At 38.9% G+C, this 16,782-nt stretch carries 17 protein-coding genes; 7 read left to right on the top strand and 10 right to left on the bottom strand.

Annotation, left to right across the window (positions count from 1 at the left end):
• Positions 1-11: 11 nt before the first annotated feature.
• Together CKW03_RS10735 and mazG are read right to left on the bottom strand one after the other, a co-directional pair.
• Positions 12-1,187 (bottom strand): serine hydrolase domain-containing protein, encoded by a 1,176-nt coding sequence (locus CKW03_RS10735; RefSeq protein ID WP_093096613.1) that lies wholly within the window; start codon positions 1,185-1,187, stop codon positions 12-14.
• Positions 1,188-1,239: 52 nt separating this feature from the next.
• On the bottom strand, positions 1,240-2,043 hold the full coding sequence (mazG, locus tag CKW03_RS10730) for a nucleoside triphosphate pyrophosphohydrolase (protein WP_093096610.1): 804 nt from the start codon (positions 2,041-2,043) through the stop codon (positions 1,240-1,242).
• Between the two features lie 83 nt (positions 2,044-2,126).
• Here mazG and CKW03_RS10725 point away from each other — a divergent pair, with 83 nt between their 5' ends.
• Both CKW03_RS10725 and CKW03_RS10720 read left to right on the top strand, forming a co-directional pair.
• Positions 2,127-2,435, top strand: a complete 309-nt coding sequence (locus CKW03_RS10725) for a hypothetical protein (RefSeq protein ID WP_093096607.1) — start codon at positions 2,127-2,129, stop codon at positions 2,433-2,435.
• Positions 2,436-2,559: 124 nt separating this feature from the next.
• The gene (locus CKW03_RS10720) at positions 2,560-3,501 is read left to right on the top strand and encodes a hydrogen peroxide-inducible genes activator (protein WP_093096604.1); all 942 of its coding nucleotides are present in this window, start codon (positions 2,560-2,562) and stop codon (positions 3,499-3,501) included.
• A gap of 14 nt (positions 3,502-3,515) precedes the next feature.
• On the opposite strand, the gene CKW03_RS10715 is transcribed toward CKW03_RS10720, so the two are convergent.
• The 4 genes from CKW03_RS10715 to CKW03_RS10700 form a co-directional block, all read right to left on the bottom strand.
• Positions 3,516-4,106, bottom strand: a complete 591-nt coding sequence (locus tag CKW03_RS10715; RefSeq protein ID WP_093096601.1) for a riboflavin synthase — start codon at positions 4,104-4,106, stop codon at positions 3,516-3,518.
• 547 nt (positions 4,107-4,653) lie between these two features.
• A complete protein-coding gene (gene nhaA, locus CKW03_RS10710; RefSeq protein WP_093096598.1) occupies positions 4,654-5,838 on the bottom strand; it encodes a Na+/H+ antiporter NhaA in 1,185 nt (394 codons plus the stop codon).
• Between the two features lie 109 nt (positions 5,839-5,947).
• Positions 5,948-7,264: an ABC transporter permease gene (locus tag CKW03_RS10705; protein ID WP_093096595.1), complete on the bottom strand. Its 1,317-nt coding sequence runs from the start codon at positions 7,262-7,264 to the stop codon at positions 5,948-5,950.
• Between the two features lie 14 nt (positions 7,265-7,278).
• On the bottom strand, positions 7,279-8,184 hold the full coding sequence (locus CKW03_RS10700; protein ID WP_093096592.1) for an ABC transporter ATP-binding protein: 906 nt from the start codon (positions 8,182-8,184) through the stop codon (positions 7,279-7,281).
• A 104-nt stretch (positions 8,185-8,288) separates the two neighbouring features.
• Between CKW03_RS10700 and yihA the strand changes: the two genes are divergently transcribed.
• The 5 genes from yihA to cmk all read left to right on the top strand — a co-directional run bounded on the left by yihA (position 8,289) and on the right by cmk (position 13,353).
• Positions 8,289-8,900, top strand: a complete 612-nt coding sequence (yihA, locus tag CKW03_RS10695) for a ribosome biogenesis GTP-binding protein YihA/YsxC (RefSeq protein ID WP_093096589.1) — start codon at positions 8,289-8,291, stop codon at positions 8,898-8,900.
• A gap of 3 nt (positions 8,901-8,903) precedes the next feature.
• Positions 8,904-9,755 carry a UbiA-like polyprenyltransferase gene (locus CKW03_RS10690; RefSeq protein WP_093096588.1) on the top strand — a complete coding sequence of 284 codons (852 nt, stop codon included), beginning with the start codon at positions 8,904-8,906 and terminating at the stop codon, positions 9,753-9,755.
• A gap of 95 nt (positions 9,756-9,850) precedes the next feature.
• Positions 9,851-12,244: a type I DNA topoisomerase gene (gene topA, locus CKW03_RS10685; protein WP_093096585.1), complete on the top strand. Its 2,394-nt coding sequence runs from the start codon at positions 9,851-9,853 to the stop codon at positions 12,242-12,244.
• Positions 12,245-12,250: 6 nt separating this feature from the next.
• Positions 12,251-12,664, top strand: coding sequence for a hypothetical protein (locus tag CKW03_RS10680; RefSeq protein WP_093096582.1), 414 nt, complete (start codon positions 12,251-12,253; stop codon positions 12,662-12,664).
• The gene (gene cmk, locus CKW03_RS10675) at positions 12,664-13,353 is read left to right on the top strand and encodes a (d)CMP kinase (RefSeq protein ID WP_093096579.1); all 690 of its coding nucleotides are present in this window, start codon (positions 12,664-12,666) and stop codon (positions 13,351-13,353) included. The genes CKW03_RS10680 and cmk overlap by 1 nt, the downstream gene beginning before the upstream one ends.
• A 46-nt stretch (positions 13,354-13,399) precedes the next feature.
• Here cmk and CKW03_RS10670 read toward each other — a convergent pair whose 3' ends face one another.
• From CKW03_RS10670 to CKW03_RS10655, 4 genes are all read right to left on the bottom strand, one after another.
• On the bottom strand, positions 13,400-13,693 hold the full coding sequence (locus CKW03_RS10670) for a hypothetical protein (protein WP_093096576.1): 294 nt from the start codon (positions 13,691-13,693) through the stop codon (positions 13,400-13,402).
• Between the two features lie 188 nt (positions 13,694-13,881).
• Positions 13,882-15,081, bottom strand: coding sequence for a pyridoxal phosphate-dependent aminotransferase (locus tag CKW03_RS10665; RefSeq protein ID WP_093096574.1), 1,200 nt, complete (start codon positions 15,079-15,081; stop codon positions 13,882-13,884).
• 146 nt (positions 15,082-15,227) lie between these two features.
• Complete coding sequence (locus CKW03_RS10660; RefSeq protein ID WP_093096571.1) at positions 15,228-15,602, bottom strand: DUF1573 domain-containing protein; 375 nt, start codon at positions 15,600-15,602, stop codon at positions 15,228-15,230.
• 112 nt (positions 15,603-15,714) lie between these two features.
• On the bottom strand, positions 15,715-16,680 hold the full coding sequence (locus CKW03_RS10655; RefSeq protein WP_093096569.1) for a KpsF/GutQ family sugar-phosphate isomerase: 966 nt from the start codon (positions 16,678-16,680) through the stop codon (positions 15,715-15,717).
• Positions 16,681-16,782 lie beyond the last annotated feature (102 nt).

Genomic DNA, 16,782 nt, shown 5'->3' with positions numbered 1-16,782 from the left:
CAGTTGTTTGCCTAATTTTCTTTGATTCTGTCGCCAAGCATGATATAAGCTTGGTCTATGAAATTATAGAATGCAGAGCCAGGGTTAGACCTTGGCTTGCCGCCGATTCCATGTCCTAAACGCACAATGATCAAGTCATCTTGCGGAATAGAAATTACATATTGGCCAAGGTGGCCATCCATATAGAAATAATCTTTGTCCTTGTATTTGCCGATCCACCAACCGTAACCATATTCAGGCGAAGCCGAAAAAGTATTAGTTACAGATTGTTTGATGTATGCCGAATCTAAGAGTTGGTTACCATTCCAATTTCCGTGGTTCATGTACAATTTACCGAATCTGGCAAAATCACGGGCGTTGGATGCGACGCAGCAATAAGCCTTTTCAATTCCGTATTTTTTGCTGTCTACCTGCCAAAGAGCAGTGTGTTCTGCACCCATTGGCTTCCAGAAATATTGGGAAAGCAATTCCGATAAACTCTTTTTTGTAGCTCGCTGTAACGCTATTCCAAGTAATTGGGTATCACCGCTTTTATAGATAAACTTTTGTCCTGGTTGGTTGTTGATAGGGAGCTGGTCTAATGTTCCAACAATATCTTTATCAAAATATAACCTAGTAGTGATAGAGAAGGGATCATAATAGCTTTCGTCCCACTTCATTCCAGAGCTCATGGAAACTAGGTCTACCATTTTAAGGGAGTCTGCATAGGGTCCGATCAGTTCTGGGACAAAATCTTTCACTTTCTGTTGCAAGCTCTTTACCTGACCGCTTTCAATAGTTTTTCCCAAGAGTGCAGCGACCATGCTTTTGGCCATGGAGAAAGAGTTGGAATGGGAGGAATCGGAATAACCGCCATAGTACTCTTCAAACCAGATGCTGTCTTGATGGATGATCATGTAGGCTACAGATTTCCACCGGTCATGTATGTTCTTGAGGCTATCGGTTATTTTTACGCTATTATATTCCTTGGAGATATTCCAGGGCTGAGGGGTTCCAGTTTCAATTTCATGGTTGTCAAAAAAACGATAATCATCGAGATAGGCTGTTTTATGGCCATGTAGGTAAGTGACGTAGACCCCTTTGAGCAGGAAGTCTTTTCCAGTGGCATATAAATACACAACAGCGATTAGGAGAACCGACACTAGGGCGATTCCTAACCATTTAAGGAGCTTCACAATAATTTGCATACGACAGGTTTTGTACCGTATTAAAGTTATCAAGAAAAAAACACAAGTACAATTATTTCAGCTTTTTAGCTTCGTTCCAATAGACGTCCATTTCTTCCAGGGTCATCTCTTTTAAGACCTGTCCGTTTTCTGCAGCCTTGGTTTCGAGGTAAGTGAATCGATGGATAAATTTCTTATTGGTTTTCTCCAGTGCATTTTCAGGATTGATACCAATATGACGGGCGTAATTGATCAGGGAGAAAAGGAGGTCGCCAAACTCTTCTTCTGCTTTTTCTGCATTGATGCTGCCATTTTTAAGGTCGAATTCGGCTTTAAATTCGGCAAGTTCTTCTTCGACTTTGTTCCATACTTCGGTTTTGTCTTCCCAATCAAAGCCAACACCACGGACTTTATCTTGGATTCGATAGGCTTTCACGAGAGCCGGAAGGCTTTGAGGTACACCTTGGAGCACCGATTTATTGCCTTCTTTCAGTTTGAGGGCTTCCCAGTTTTGTTTTACTTCTTCATCATCCTTTACTTCTGTGTCGGAATAGATATGGGGATGTCTACTGATCAATTTATCACAGACTGCATTCAGGACATCTACAATATCAAATCGGTTTTCTTCCGATGCAATTCGAGCATAGAATACCAGGTGCATCATAATATCACCTAGTTCTTTTTTGATTTCAGGGTAATCCTTTTCAAGGATTGCATCGGTAAGTTCATACAGTTCTTCTATGGTCAGATGCCTTAAAGATTCCATGGTTTGTTTTCGGTCCCATGGGCATTCAACCCTTAAAGTGTTAAGGACTTCCAATAATCTTTCAAAAGCTTCAGCGGGGTTGTTTTTTGCAGGAGGTGGAATATGAGCCATAGTGGAATGAGAATTTATATGATCATTTTGAAACAATAGCCAAAGTTATGTGTTTTTATAGAAACGTACATTAATAAAATAACATGGATAAAACATTTAAATATGCAACAATGACGGAGGCCTTAGATAATCTGTCGAAGAATGGGTATTCAATTGATTATAATGTTGAATTTGATAAACTATCCGATGAGGCTGCAGTTTATGAAATTGATGTGCTTTATCGGTATGAAGGCGAGTCAGATCCGGCAGATGAATCATCGGTCTATGGAATTCGGAATACTAAGACAGGGGAGAAGGGCGTGTTTGTTGCGGGCAATCTTTCGTTGATCGAAGGTAAGAAGAGAGATATAATTTTAGATTTGGAAATGAAATACAAGCAGCATCATCATTAAAATGATCTGTTGATTAACACAAAGCCTGGGATTTCCCGGGCTTTGTTTGTTTTATGTCCTTTTTAAATTCGGATTCTAAATGACATAATAACTTCCTTACATTTGTATAGTTAAAATTTATAACATGACCCTAGTCCAATTAGAATACATAATTGCCGTTGATACCTATAGAAGCTTTGTAGCTGCTGCTGAAAAATGTTTTGTCACCCAACCGACCTTGAGCATGCAGATCCAAAAATTAGAAGAATCATTAGGTGTCAAGATTTTTGATAGGAGTAGGCAGCCTGTTGTACCCACTGAGATTGGGGAAAAGATCATTGAGCAGGCTCGCACCGTATTGACCGAGAGCAAGAAGATCTCCGAGATCCTACAAGCAGAAAGAGGAGAATTGGCGGGGGATTTGAAAATAGGGGTCATTCCTACAGTAGCTCCTTATTTATTGCCCAATGTGATTTCGAACTTTATGAAGAAGTACAACAAATTGAAGTTGCAGATCTGGGAGTATACTACTGAGCAAATCATCCAGGAATTAAAGATCGGCACATTAGATTGTGGAATCCTTTCCACCCCATTGCATGATCCGAGCATTCAGGAAATTCCCTTATTTTACGAAACCTTTGTGGCTTATGTATCGGATAAGAGTTCCGTTTATGAGAAGAAGATGATCAATATCGAGGATATATCGAGTGAAAAGCTTTGGTTATTGAATGAAGGCCATTGTATGCGTGGGCAGGTATTGAATATTTGTAATTACAAACATAATCAGTCCAAAGAGGGCACATTTGATTATAATACGGGAAGTGTGGAAACCTTGAAACGGATGGTTGACCTCAATGGAGGATTGACGATCCTGCCGGAGATGAGCATTTCCAATTATGACGAAGATCAATTGGCGCATGTGCGTTATTTCCGTAATCCTGAACCGGTCAGGGAGATCAGTTTGGTGACTCCACAGAACTATGTCAAGAAACATGCAATCAATATGTTGAAGAATGAGATCCTGAATATTGTACCGGAAAAATTCAAGACAAAACGTAAAAAAGAAGTAATGGGCTTTTCACTATAAAAGCCCAATTTTTTTTATTGTCTCATGGCGAGCAGTTTGCTCACATATTTACCAAGAATATCAAATTCTAGATTTACGGTAGAACCAAGCTCTATTGTTTTGAGATTTGTATGGTCCAGTGTATAAGGGATGATGGCTACAGAAAAGCTGTTCTTTCCAGAGTTCACGACAGTTAGGCTGATACCATTAACGGTAATTGATCCCTTTTCTACCGTGATGTTGTTCAAAGCAGCATCATATTCAAAAGTATACACGACACTTCCTTCCTGGGGATCCACTGCAGTACAGACGGCGATTTGATCCACATGGCCTTGAACAATATGTCCATCTAAGCGTCCATCCACTTTGACACATCTTTCCAGATTCACGATATCGCCAACTTTGAGTTTTCCAAGATTGCTTTTTTCAAGCGTTTCATTGATGGCTGTAACTTGATGGGTATTTTCTTCGATACCCACTACAGTTAAACATACACCATTGTGAGAAACACTTTGGTCAATTTTAAGGTCAGGGGAGATAGGTGATTCGATGAAATAATGGATATTGCTTTGTTCCAACTCAATTTTCTTAACCGTTCCTAAAGTTTCTATAATGCCTGTAAACATATTTTTGAATGTTTTTTTCAAATATAATATAAACAATTTTCTTCCTAAACGGGCAGGGTATAAAAATTATTTTAAAAAAGATTTGCAAATGTGTAAAATGTACACTATCTTTGTGGTATCATAATTTAGGTTTATAATTGGTTATTAAAGGTTTTCATTCTCCCCGTTTGAAAACCTTTATTTTTTTAATTTTATTCTCCTGATTTCCAACAAGTTAAATATTTTATACACAAGAATAGGACTTAAATCCATTAATAAATTTGGAATTTATATAAGTAAATCTCTATCTTTGTCTTAGGTTTAGGTTGATTACCTCATAAAAGAGGTTATTTTTTAAAGCTTGAGCAGTCGCCCGATTGACTCAAGCTTTATTTTTTTTTAGGCCTTTTCGAACCGAAAATTTCCTCATATCTGTAGCTTGATTTTTCTCACGACAATAATTTAAATGATTACATTATTTATTTAAAGTAGAATGCGCGCATATTATTTTATATAAGCGCGCATTCTTTTAATATTTATGCAAAAAAGTCGTTATAACGTCTATTTCTTAATCAACTTTAAATTTATCTTTTTTTGCTACAAAAGACAGGTATAAATACCCGCAAGTACCTGATATTAATGAACCTATGAGGACTGCGAATTTAGCTTCTTCAATAAATAGGGGATCCTTGAAGGAAAGCATAGAGATGAAAATAGACATAGTAAAACCGATACCGCCTAACATACCGACTCCGATCATGTGTTTCCAGCCGGCCATATCGGGAAGATTGGCCAATTTGGTTTTTACGCAGATCCAAGTGGTTAGGTAGATTCCGATGGTTTTTCCGAAGAATAGACCTAGGATAATCCCTAATCCAAGCGGAGTCTGTAGTCCGTGTACCATTTCACTATGTATGCTAATGTTGGTGTTGACCAAGGCAAAAAGAGGAATAATGATAAAATTTACTGGGTTTGCCAACGCATGTTCCAATTTTTCCAAGGGGGATTCTGTTGCATCTGGGGTTGTGGGCAGGGTCATGGCAACCAATACCCCAGCAATGGTAGCATGGATGCCCGAGTGATGGATAAAGTACCAAATAAATAGACCGGGGATAATATAAGCCCAGATGTTTTTTACACCAGTTCGATTGAAAACAACCAATAAGCCGGTGATGCCTGCTGCATACAACAGATAGGTATAATGTAATTCCGTAGAATAGAAGATGGCGATTACCAAAATAGCCAAGAGATCATCCACAATGGCCAATGCGGCTAAGAATATTTTTAGACTGGGTGGGACTCTTTTATCCAAAAGGGAGATTATTGCCAATGCAAAGGCGATATCCGTTGCCATGGGTATTCCCCAGCCGTGGTGTGAAGCTTGATCATGATTGAAAATGGTATAGATTAAGGCAGGGACAATAGCTCCACCTACAGCTGCCAAAATAGGCAGGATTGCATTTTTTGGAGAGGACAGCTCGCCTTCCACCAATTCCCTTTTGATTTCAAGACCTACCAATAAGAAGAAAATGGCCATTAAGCCATCGTCAATCCATTGCTTGATGCTATACCGTAACTGGATGGTTTCATTTTCGAAACCTAATTTAACTTGTAAAAGTTCATTGAAAGCGTTAGAAGCGGAGGTGTTTGCAATGATCAAGGAGATCACGACGCATAAAAAGAGTAGAATACCGCCGGATGTATTCGAGGAGAAAAACTTCTTGAATACCGACAGATTAATTTTGTCAGTCATTTGAATTCTGTTTGAATTTTATTACAGCGATGGTAAAGGTATAAAAAATTTAAAAGCCCTTCTTAAAATTAACTTTCAGAAGGGCTTTTAAAATGTATCTTTTTGGTTGCTAACTTTTGTATCGGAACCATTTAATAAGTTCTTTAAAGCTGGCTTTCTTACCGTACATCAAAATACCGATCCGATATATTCTTGCGGCAACCCAGGTCGTAAATATAAATCCAGCAACGAGCAGGATAAAGGATACGATGATTTGCCAAGTAGGGACCCCGAATGGAATCCTAACGAGCATGGCAATCGGCGAGGTTAATGGAATAAAGCTTAACCAAGTGGCAATTGGGCCATGGGGATTGTTGACCAAGACTCCAAAAGAAAGGATATAAGCCAATAACAATGGCGTGGTAATAGGCATGGTAAACTGGTTGGCCTCGGTTTCATTATCGACAGCTGAACCAACGGCAGCAAACAGCGCACTATAAAGCATGTATCCTCCAATAAAGAACAGGAAGAACGTAATCAATAATTCAGGGATATTGACAGCATCCATTGCCGTGCTGATTTCAGTGATAATGGAGTTATTGTCCATTTGCATTTCTGCCCCTTGCGGAGCGTTCTGCATCATTTCCTTTTGAAAATCAGATTTATCGATCAAGGTATTGGAAGCTATGCTGATCAGACCAAAGCTTAAAATGATCCAAAGTACAAATTGAGTGATGCCGACCAAACCAATGCCGATAATCTTTCCCATCATCAATTGGAAGGGTTTAACGGATGAGATGATGACTTCAATGATCCGGTTTGATTTCTCCTCAATAATACCGCGCATGACTTGGGCGCCATATAAAAATAAGGATAGGTAGATCAGTACCGATAAGGCCATGGCAATTCCCATAGCGATTCGCGTATCGCTGTCTTTCGCTTCGCCTGAGGATGTTATTTCCTTGGCAGCAGTATTGATCTTGGTATCGATGCTTTTGATCTTGGAGGCGTCTATATTCAGTTCCTTGTATTGATATTCCAGCAATATGTCTTCCAATTGGGATTCCACAGCGGCTTTAGTGCCAATATTCGGCTTGCCAGAAGAAAGGAATTCAATATGGTGTGATTGGTAGAAGTCCTCTGGGATCATGAGGATATTGGTGTTTCCATCGAGGTCCTTGATTTCTTGGATCTGTTGGTTCAGCTCTTGGGTAGATTGGGTAAAAGTAATCTGTTCGGTATTCTTTAGCAGGACACCTACTTCTTTGCTGTTATCGACCACATAGATCAAAGCTTTGGAATCTTCAAAGCTCTTTTTTGTCAAAAAGAATACTCCAACGTACATGCCAATAAAAAACAGGGGCACCAGAAAAGTAGTGAGCAGGAAGGATTTTTTCTTGACCCTGCTTAAATATTCTCTTTGTATGATTAATAATATCTTGTTCATATACTTTTCGGCAGTTAGTTGGTTACTTTATCAATAAAGATATCATTCATGGACGGGATGATCTCAAAGATCTGTTGGATTTCAATTTGCGGAATCAAATGGGTCAAAACATCGTTTAAAGATTTGTCTTGAGGAATTTGGATCGTTAGGGCATTATTGCCATTCGACTCATTTTCCATGATTTGCCATAAATTGTGATCGAGTTGGATCGCCGATGTTTCAGGTTTCAAGCTATATTCGATCTTATAGGTTTGATTTCTATAATTATTTTTGATTTCCTTTACAGAACCTTCCAGGATAACCTTGGATTTGTTCAGTAGGGCAATATTATCACATAAGGCCTCTACAGACTCCATGCGGTGTGTAGAATAAATAATGGTAGCTCCCTTTTTGTTGAGTTCAAGGATTTCATCTTGGATAACCTGTGCATTGACAGGGTCAAATCCGGAGAAAGGTTCATCGAGGATAATCAGGTCGGGTTCATGTAGGACGGTTGCCACAAATTGTACTTTCTGTTGCATACCTTTGCTCAAATCTTCAACTTTTTTGTCCCACCAGCTTTCGATTTTCAGTTTTTCAAACCAATATTTGATCTTTTCCTTTGCGTCGTTTTTGCTAAGGCCTTTCAATTGGGCGAGGTAGATCATCTGATCACCGATCAGCATTTTCTTATAAAGTCCGCGTTCTTCAGGGAGGTAGCCAATTCTGCCGATGTGGGAAGAGTTCAACGGTTGTCCGTCGAACAGGATCTGTCCGGCATCAGGTGCTGTAATCTGATTTATGATACGGATAAGCGATGTTTTTCCGGCACCATTGGGTCCTAAAAGGCCAAAGATTTTTCCGCTAGGTACATGGATAGAGACATCGTCTAATGCTTTATGATTGGCATATTGCTTAACAATATTCTTAATTTCGAGCATATATATGGATTTGTTGATGAAATTATGAATTTTTCTTGAATTGAATGCGGTCTAGGTATTATTCTGATAAGAAATAAAAGCGTTTTTAATCGTACCTTTGCCTTATGAATATCAATCGAGCAGAATTCTTAACCAGTAATACAGATGTCAATAAGCTTCCTGAGGCAAATAAAGCGGAGTACGCCTTTATTGGCCGTTCGAATGTAGGGAAGTCTTCCTTGATCAATGCAATCACCCGTAGGAAGGGCTTGGCTAAAACTTCACAAAAACCGGGTAAGACCCAGTTGATCAACCATTTTATCATTAATGATGAGTGGTATCTGGTCGATTTACCAGGCTATGGATTTGCGCAGACTTCGAAGAAGAACCGTGCAACTTGGGAGAAATTCATCCGTGAATATTTGACTAAACGTGAAAATTTGCAATGTGTATTTGTCCTGATCGACAGTAGACATGAACCCCAGAAAATAGATCTAGATTTTTGTTATTGGTTAGGGGAGCAGGGTATTCCATTCTTTTTGTTATTCACGAAAGCGGATAAGCATTCCGGAGTGAAGGCGGACCAGAATATTGCCAAGTTCAGAAAGGCATTGAAAGTTTGGTTTGAGGAAGTGCCTCCACATATCTTGACTTCTTCAGAAACAAAATTAGGTTGTGAAGCAGTATTGCAGACCATAGGTGAAATCAATAATAACTTTGTTTCTCCACTTAGCTAGTTTATGAAAAAATATATGTCCTTGGTGCTTTTTGCACACAGTATATTTGCTCTTCCTTTTGCTATCATCGGTTTTTTCTTGGCTATACATACTACAGATTATCAATTTGAATGGAAGTTGTTTTTATTGATGTTGGTCTGTATGGTTACGGCAAGGAATGCTGCGATGGCATTTAACAGGTATTTGGATCGAGATATCGATGCATTGAATCCGCGGACTGCAGTTCGTGATATTCCGGCAGGTCGGATCAGTCCGAAGCAGGCTTTATTATTTACGATTATCAACTGTATCGTTTTTATGGTAGCCTGTTATTTTATCAACTTCATGTGTTTTGTGCTATCACCTGTGGCCTTATTCGTGATTTTGTTCTATTCCTATATGAAAAGAATATCTCCTTTATGTCATATTGTCTTGGGGATAGGATTGGGCTTGGCTCCAGTTGGGGCTTATTTAGCCGTTACAGGTGAATTCAATATCGTACCGATTTTTTATGGCTTGGCAGTATTGACATGGGTCAGTGGCTTTGACATTATTTATGCCTTGCAGGATGAGGAATTTGACAAAGCAAATGGCTTGAATTCAATTCCAGCGAATTTTGGAGGAAAGACAGCATTGAGGATTTCTGAAGTGCTTCATGTTCTGTCCTTTATATTTGTGCTTCTTCCGGTCTTATTCATGCCAGTCGGTATCTTATATTATATAGGTGTTGCATTTTATGCGGCATTATTAATTTATCAGCATCGAATCGTGAGTCCAACAGATTTAAGTAGAGTAGACCGTGCATTTATGACCACCAACGGGGTTGCCTCGGTAGTTTTTGCCGTGTTTTATTTACTTGATATTTGGGTTAATTGATAAATGATTGTACTCACTTTTTTGCCATTGGGGATAAAAAAGAATTTGCATTCCATTTTGAAATCGTTTTCTTTGCATCAAATCAAAGAATTTAAATGGCAAAAAATTTATTGATAGTCGAGTCACCCGCAAAGGCTAAAACAATAGAAGGATATTTAGGCAAAGATTTTTTAGTAAAATCCAGTTATGGTCACATCCGTGATTTGGTGAAAACCGATGATGCGATTGACACGGAAGACAATTTCAAACAGAAGTATGAAGTTCCTTCGGATAAAAAAGCTTTGGTCAGTGAGTTAAAGAAGTTGGCGAAATCTGCAGAGACAGTATGGTTAGCGTCCGATGAGGACCGTGAGGGGGAAGCCATTTCCTGGCACTTATTCGAGACCTTGGGTCTGAAGGACGATAAAACTAAGCGTATCGTTTTCCATGAGATTACCAAGCCGGCCATTTTAAAAGCGATAGAATCACCAAGAAAGATAGATTTTAACCTGGTTAATGCACAGCAAGCACGCCGCGTATTGGATAGGTTAGTAGGTTTTGAATTGTCTCCAGTTTTATGGAGAAAGGTAAAGCCATCACTTTCAGCGGGTAGGGTTCAATCTGTAGCGGTTCGATTAATTGTTGAGCGCGAAAGAGATATCAATAAATTTAATGCAGAAGCGGCATTTAAGGTAGTTGCCATTTTTAATACCGGCAATGCTAAAGACCGTTTCAAAGCGGAATTGCCGCAAAGGTTTTCAACCGTTGAGGAAGCGAATCAGTTCCTGAACGATTGTGCAAAGGCTGCATTCCAAATCAAGAGTTTAGAAACCAAACCATCTAAACGTACTCCATCAGCACCTTTTACGACTTCGACCTTGCAACAAGAGGCAAGTAGAAAGTTAGGTTTTTCAGTTGCCCGGACCATGCAGGTTGCTCAACGTCTATATGAGGCTGGACGAATTACCTATATGCGTACCGACTCGGTAAACTTATCTGACACGGCATTACAAGGCGCACAGGCAGAGATTATCAATGCCTATGGAGAGAAATACCATAAATTACGCCAATACCGTACAAAGAGTGCCGGGGCACAAGAGGCTCACGAAGCTATTCGTCCTACGTACTTCAATGATCATACGATTGATGGCGATAATTCGGAAAAAAGATTATATGAGCTGATCTGGAAGCGTTCAATCGCATCACAGATGAGTGAGGCTGAATTTGAAAAAACCACCGCTAAGATCTCGATTTCTACTAGGTCAGAAGATTTAGTGGCAACAGGAGAGATCATGAAATTTGATGGTTTCTTGAAAGTATATTTTGAATCTTCAGATGATGACAATGATGAAATCGATCTGGATAATTCAGACAATGCCATCCTTCCACCACTAAGTAAAGGGCAAGAGCTGAATCTAGAGATCATGCATGCGACGGAAAGGTTTTCGAGACCACCGGCAAGGTTTACAGAAGCTTCATTGGTTAAGAAATTGGAAGAATTGGGTATCGGTCGTCCTTCAACGTATGCACCTACTATTTCGACCATTCAAAACCGTGGATATGTTGTCAAAGAAGACCGTGATGGAAAGGAAAGAGCTTATAAAGTACTTACCTTAAATGGCGGACAGGTGACTTCACAGACTAAAACTGAAATAACCGGGGCGGAGCGCAATAAGATGTTCCCTACAGATATCGGTGTTTTGGTGAATGATTTCTTGGTACAACATTTCAAAGGAATCGTGGATTATCATTTTACTGCTAAGGTAGAAAAGGAATTTGACGAGATTGCTCAGGGCTTCAAAGAATGGACTGATATGCTTTCCAATTTCTATGGGCCATTCCATTCGGAAGTACAAAATACATTAGATAATGCTGATCGTGCTACGCATGAACGTGAATTAGGTGTAGATCCTGTAACAGGAAAGCCGATTTCGGTTCGTGTAGGTCGTTTTGGGCCATTGGTTCAGATTGGAACGGCAGATGATGAAGAAAAACCAGTATTTGCTTCCCTACGTAAAGGACAGATGATTGAGACCATTACTTTGGAAGAAGCATTGGAATTGTTCAAGCTGCCTAAAAAAGTTGGAGAATTTGAAGGGAAAGAGATGACGGTAGCTATCGGTCGTTTTGGACCATATATTCGCCATAACAGCAGCTTCTATTCATTACCTAAAGGTTTGGATCCTTTGGATGTAGAGCAAGATCAAGCTATTCAGATCATTGAGGAGAAACGTCAGAAAGATAAAGATAAGATCATCAAGATTTTTGATGAAAATCCGGAAGCGAAGATTGAAAATGGCCGTTGGGGACCTTTTGTTCGTTTTGGAAAGCAAAACCTCAAAATCCCAAAAGGTGTTGAAGTTGAGAAGATCACTTATGCGGACGTACTGAAATGGGCTGAGGAAGATAGCAAATCGCCTTCGGCAAAAAAAGCCGCACGAGCAACGAAAGCGACTAAAACGACTACTAAAAAGACGACTACTAAAAAAGCTACGGCTAAAAAGAAATAGGATAAAATGAAGAAAGATCTACCTTTAAATATAGTTGAAGATATCTCAGTAGCCGTTGTTCTGGAAGCTGAATCTCCGACTACAAAGGTTTGGAATGTTTATTTGATCAATGAAAAAAATACTGCCATTCAAAATGTGCTGGTATCCTCTAAAGGGTATGGCATAAAAGATGGCAAGGATGTGAAAACGACCATTCTGAGGCATTTCATCGGTGACATGGATGCCAAGACTTCTCAAAAGATCGAAGCGATCGATCCGCAGGTTTTCGGACTGACCAATGAATATTGGTTGAGTTATTATATGGACGGTACTATTTATGATAAGAAATACGTTTTCTTACCAGAGAGTATTGTTGATGAGAATCTGATTAAGATTCCATTGGTAAATAAACCCGGTGTAATGATTGGAGGAACCAACTAATGGTTATGAAGAATTTTGTAATTGCTATTGATGGTTTTTCATCATGCGGAAAGAGTACAGTGGCAAAGGCATTGGCGAAAGAATTGAATTTTGTTTTTATTGACAGTGGAGCAATGTACAGGGCAGTAACCTTGTATATTCAACAGAACCAAATCGATATCAACAATGAACAAGCCGTTTCCACTGCTTTAGAGAATATCCATATTGATTTTATACCTAATCCTGAAAAAACACAGATCTTATTGAATGGCACAGACGTATCAGATGCGATCAGAACGATGGAAGTATCGGAATATGTCTCTGAGGTAAGTGCATTGAAGGCTGTCCGTAAGGCTATGGTGAAGCAGCAGCAGGATTTGGGCATGAAGAGGAATATTGTGATGGATGGTCGAGATATAGGCACCACCGTTTTCCCGAATGCAGATCTTAAGATCTTTATGACGGCAAGCCCACAAGTGAGAGCCGAGCGTAGATTTGCAGAATTGTCTGCAAAAGGTGAGGTTTTGACGATGGAAGAAGTGAAAGAAAACCTATCGCATCGCGATCATATTGATAGCACAAGGGAGGAGAGCCCGTTGAGACAGGCAGAAGATGCAGTGGTGTTGGATAATTCAGAATTGAACCAAATTGAGCAATTGAATTTCGTGATTCAATTGGTAAAAGATAGAATCGCATTGCCGCAATCCTAAGGGAAAGATATTAAAAGAAAAAGGCCTCAATTTGAGGCCTTTTCTATTATTTCATATTATCGATTTCTTGTTGTTGTTTCAACTGATCGATATTGTTTTTACTTCCAAAATCATCTGTTTTCTCTTGGAAGGAATTGAGGATCTCCAGAATAGCTTCAGAGTTATCAGCAGTTCGTTGATAGATATCAGGAATTTTGCTTTCGATAGTTTTATCACCTAACTCTATATTGTCAATTTCAACTTTTGCGATTTTTTCTAAAACAGCCTGTTGGCTATTTCTAATGTCCTCTAATTCTCTGGATATTTTCTCCATTAATTCGAATTTCTTTAATTTATCCATATATATTATTCATTAGTTTCTACTATTATAAACGCCAAAGATTGTAAATTGTTGTATATTTTTTATAAGTGACTGGTTTGCTGATGATTAATAAGTGTTATTTATGCGATTATTAAGATAAGATGTTGGAGAAAATAAAAAGGTCGCTAGATAAAATAGCGACCTTTGAAAATGTTATGGGATTAAACTTAGTTTGTTCTTCCCGGATATTCTTCTAGACCTTTTTCTAAGCAAGTTAGTGCTTTTTTAAGGTCGTCTTGGTTTAATACATAAGCCAAACGCACTTCGTTTGAACCGGCACCTGGAGTAGAGTAGAATCCGGTTGCTGGGGCCATCATCACCGTTTCATTGTTGTAAGAGAATTTCTCCAACATCCATTGGCAGAAATTGTCTGCATTATCAATTGGCAATTTTGCAATTACGTAGAATGCACCACCTGGGTTAGGGCAGAAGACCCCATCAATTTTATTAAGTCCTTCTACCAATGTATCCCTTCTCGCGGTATACTCTTTAGAAACTGCTTCAAAATAACTGTCAGGAGTATCTACTGCAGCTTCTCCAGCGATCTGGCCTTCTAAAGAAGGGCTCAGTCTTGCTTGAGCAAATTTTAATGCTGTCAGGTATAATTCTCTGTTTTTGGTAATGATACATCCAATTCTTGCTCCACAAGCTGAATAACGTTTAGAAACGGTATCAAATACCACCACGTTTTGCTCTAGACCTTCTAATTGCATTGGGGAGATGAATTCGCGACCATCATAACAAAACTCTCTATAAGCTTCGTCTGAGAACAGATAAAGGTCATGTTTCAAACAAAGTTCTTTCAGAGCTTCTAATTCTTCCCTAGAATAGAGGTAACCTGTTGGGTTGTTCGGATTACAGATGGCGATAGCTTTCGTTTTTTCGGTGATTACTTTTTCGAAATCAGCAATAGACGGTAAAGCGAAGCCATTGTCAATAACGGACATGATGGGTTTAACGACGATATCAGCCGAACAAGCGAAACCATTATAGTTTGCATAGAAAGGTTCAGGAATGATAACTTCTTCACCCGGGTTAAGGCAGGCTTGCATGGCAATGGTAATAGCTTCAGAGCCACCATTGGTCACTAATATATCGTTGGGAGTGATGTTATAATGGATTTTATTATAATACTCAGCCAATTTTGTTCTGTAAGATAAAGTTCCTTCAGAAGGGGTATAAGCCCAAACTTTAAAATCAATGTTTTTTAAAGCATTCAACATGATTTCAGGCGTTTCAATATCAGGCTGACCTATATTCAAATGGTAAATTTTCTTTCCATCTTTTTTGGCCTGATCGGCAAATGGAGTTAGTTTTCTAATAGGCGATGCAGGCATGTTGGTGCCCTTTTGAGAAATAGTTGGCATTATAATTCTATTATGTTTTTAATCTTTACAAAAATACAAATAAAACTTAGCTTGTCCTTAAAAAAAGAAAGCCGCCCTGTTTAGGACGGCTTTTAAAAATTCTCTATACTATTCCAAAAATGTTTCGTTTTGAAATTATATTTCCCTTACTCCACGATACCTTTGATGGTTAGTGTTTTAACAGGGGTTTTTGTATTTGATTTTACAATAAATGACTTTGTAAAAGGACCTTTTGCAGCTGCATTGAAGGTAACTTTAATAGTACCTGCTTCACCTGGTTTAACAGGAGTTTTGGTAAATTCCGCTACTGAACATCCGCAAGTGGGTTGTACATCTGAAATAATGATTGGTTCATCTCCCGAATTGCTGAATTTATATTCATGGGAAACCGGTTTATTCAAAGGAATCTTTCCGAAGTCATGGGTTTCTTTGTCAAATTTAAATTCTGCAGCAAACATTCCCATCGCAGTCAAACTAATAAATGCAATCAATACTGCACATATACTTGTAATCTTTTTCATTGTTTCAATTTTTTCGTTGCTTTAATCAATCAAATCTAAGACCATTTTTATAAGAATACGATTCTTTAATGAAAATTTGAAATAATTCCACAAGAATATTACAATCTTGATATTAGATAATGCCTTCTTTTAAAATGTCTTGCAGATGGATAATGCCCGCATATTTTCCTTCAGCTGTAACTACTAATTGTGAGATACTGTTCTGTCGCATGAGGTGGAGTGCATTTGCAGCCAATTCTGTTTTGTCGATTGTCTTCGGGTTTAAAGACATGATATCTTTCGCCTGCAAACCGGATACATCCTCGTATATGCCCAGCATCCTGCGGATATCACCATCGGTTATGATTCCCAAAATCTTTTCATCTTCGATGACTACCGTAGCGCCAAGTCTATATTCAGTAATACTGATCAATACGGAGCGGATGCTCGCATCTGCGGTAACCATTGGGATGCCGTTATGATCGGAAAGATCGCTTACTTTTAAATAAAGCTGTTTTCCTAAAGCTCCTCCTGGATGATATTTAGCAAAGTCCTGATCGGTGAATTGTCTTTTCGTTTGAAGGCAGACAGCAATGGCATCGCCCATCGCTAGCTGTACCGTGGTACTAGTTGTCGGAGCAAGATTATTCGGACAAGCCTCTCGAGTAATACTGGTATCAAGAATATAATCCGCTTGCTCAGCTAAGAAAGATTCATGATTTCCAACCATGGCTACCAGAATATTCCCAGTTTGCTTTAAGTATGGAACTAAAACTTTGATTTCTGGTGTATTCCCACTTTTGGAAATCGCGATGATCAGGTCATCCTTCTGAATAATTCCGAGGTCACCATGGATGGCGTCTGCGGCATGCATAAATATTGCAGGCGTTCCGGTGGAATTTAGGGTAGCGACAATTTTTTGAGCGATGATTGCACTTTTTCCGATTCCGGTCAATATTACCCTTCCTTTAAGTGTCAAAATCTTCTCAATAACCTCTACAAAATCGTTGTCGATTTTTTCGGATAGAGCCAATACGTTAGCGGCTTCAAGTTCAAATGTGCTCTGTGCCAACGATTTGATATCTATATTGTTTTTCACGTAATATTTCCTTAATTTTATATATAAATATGATGTGTTCGCTACAAAAATACATTATTTAGCACGTATTATTCATACCGTTATTACATCTATTTATTTTGC

Origin of the sequence: Sphingobacterium mizutaii (genome assembly GCF_900187125.1) — a bacterium.
GTDB lineage: Bacteria > Bacteroidota > Bacteroidia > Sphingobacteriales > Sphingobacteriaceae > Sphingobacterium > Sphingobacterium mizutaii.
The sequence above is the reverse complement of the archived record's forward strand: the minus strand, read 5'-3'. Positions and strand labels throughout refer to the sequence as shown.

Bases quoted from the DNA above. Each gene is read 5' to 3' on its own strand.
- CKW03_RS10735 (WP_093096613.1), bottom strand. From the start codon at position 1,187: ATGCAAATTATTGTGAAGCTCCTTAAATGGTTAGGAATCGCCCTAGTG.
- mazG (WP_093096610.1), bottom strand. From the start codon at position 2,043: ATGGCTCATATTCCACCTCCTGCAAAAAACAACCCCGCTGAAGCTTTT.
- CKW03_RS10725 (WP_093096607.1), top strand. From the start codon at position 2,127: ATGGATAAAACATTTAAATATGCAACAATGACGGAGGCCTTAGATAAT.
- CKW03_RS10720 (WP_093096604.1), top strand. From the start codon at position 2,560: ATGACCCTAGTCCAATTAGAATACATAATTGCCGTTGATACCTATAGA.
- CKW03_RS10715 (WP_093096601.1), bottom strand. From the start codon at position 4,106: ATGTTTACAGGCATTATAGAAACTTTAGGAACGGTTAAGAAAATTGAG.
- nhaA (WP_093096598.1), bottom strand. From the start codon at position 5,838: ATGACTGACAAAATTAATCTGTCGGTATTCAAGAAGTTTTTCTCCTCG.
- CKW03_RS10705 (WP_093096595.1), bottom strand. From the start codon at position 7,264: ATGAACAAGATATTATTAATCATACAAAGAGAATATTTAAGCAGGGTC.
- CKW03_RS10700 (WP_093096592.1), bottom strand. From the start codon at position 8,184: ATGCTCGAAATTAAGAATATTGTTAAGCAATATGCCAATCATAAAGCA.
- yihA (WP_093096589.1), top strand. From the start codon at position 8,289: ATGAATATCAATCGAGCAGAATTCTTAACCAGTAATACAGATGTCAAT.
- CKW03_RS10690 (WP_093096588.1), top strand. From the start codon at position 8,904: ATGAAAAAATATATGTCCTTGGTGCTTTTTGCACACAGTATATTTGCT.
- topA (WP_093096585.1), top strand. From the start codon at position 9,851: ATGGCAAAAAATTTATTGATAGTCGAGTCACCCGCAAAGGCTAAAACA.
- CKW03_RS10680 (WP_093096582.1), top strand. From the start codon at position 12,251: ATGAAGAAAGATCTACCTTTAAATATAGTTGAAGATATCTCAGTAGCC.
- cmk (WP_093096579.1), top strand. From the start codon at position 12,664: ATGGTTATGAAGAATTTTGTAATTGCTATTGATGGTTTTTCATCATGC.
- CKW03_RS10670 (WP_093096576.1), bottom strand. From the start codon at position 13,693: ATGGATAAATTAAAGAAATTCGAATTAATGGAGAAAATATCCAGAGAA.
- CKW03_RS10665 (WP_093096574.1), bottom strand. From the start codon at position 15,081: ATGCCAACTATTTCTCAAAAGGGCACCAACATGCCTGCATCGCCTATT.
- CKW03_RS10660 (WP_093096571.1), bottom strand. From the start codon at position 15,602: ATGAAAAAGATTACAAGTATATGTGCAGTATTGATTGCATTTATTAGT.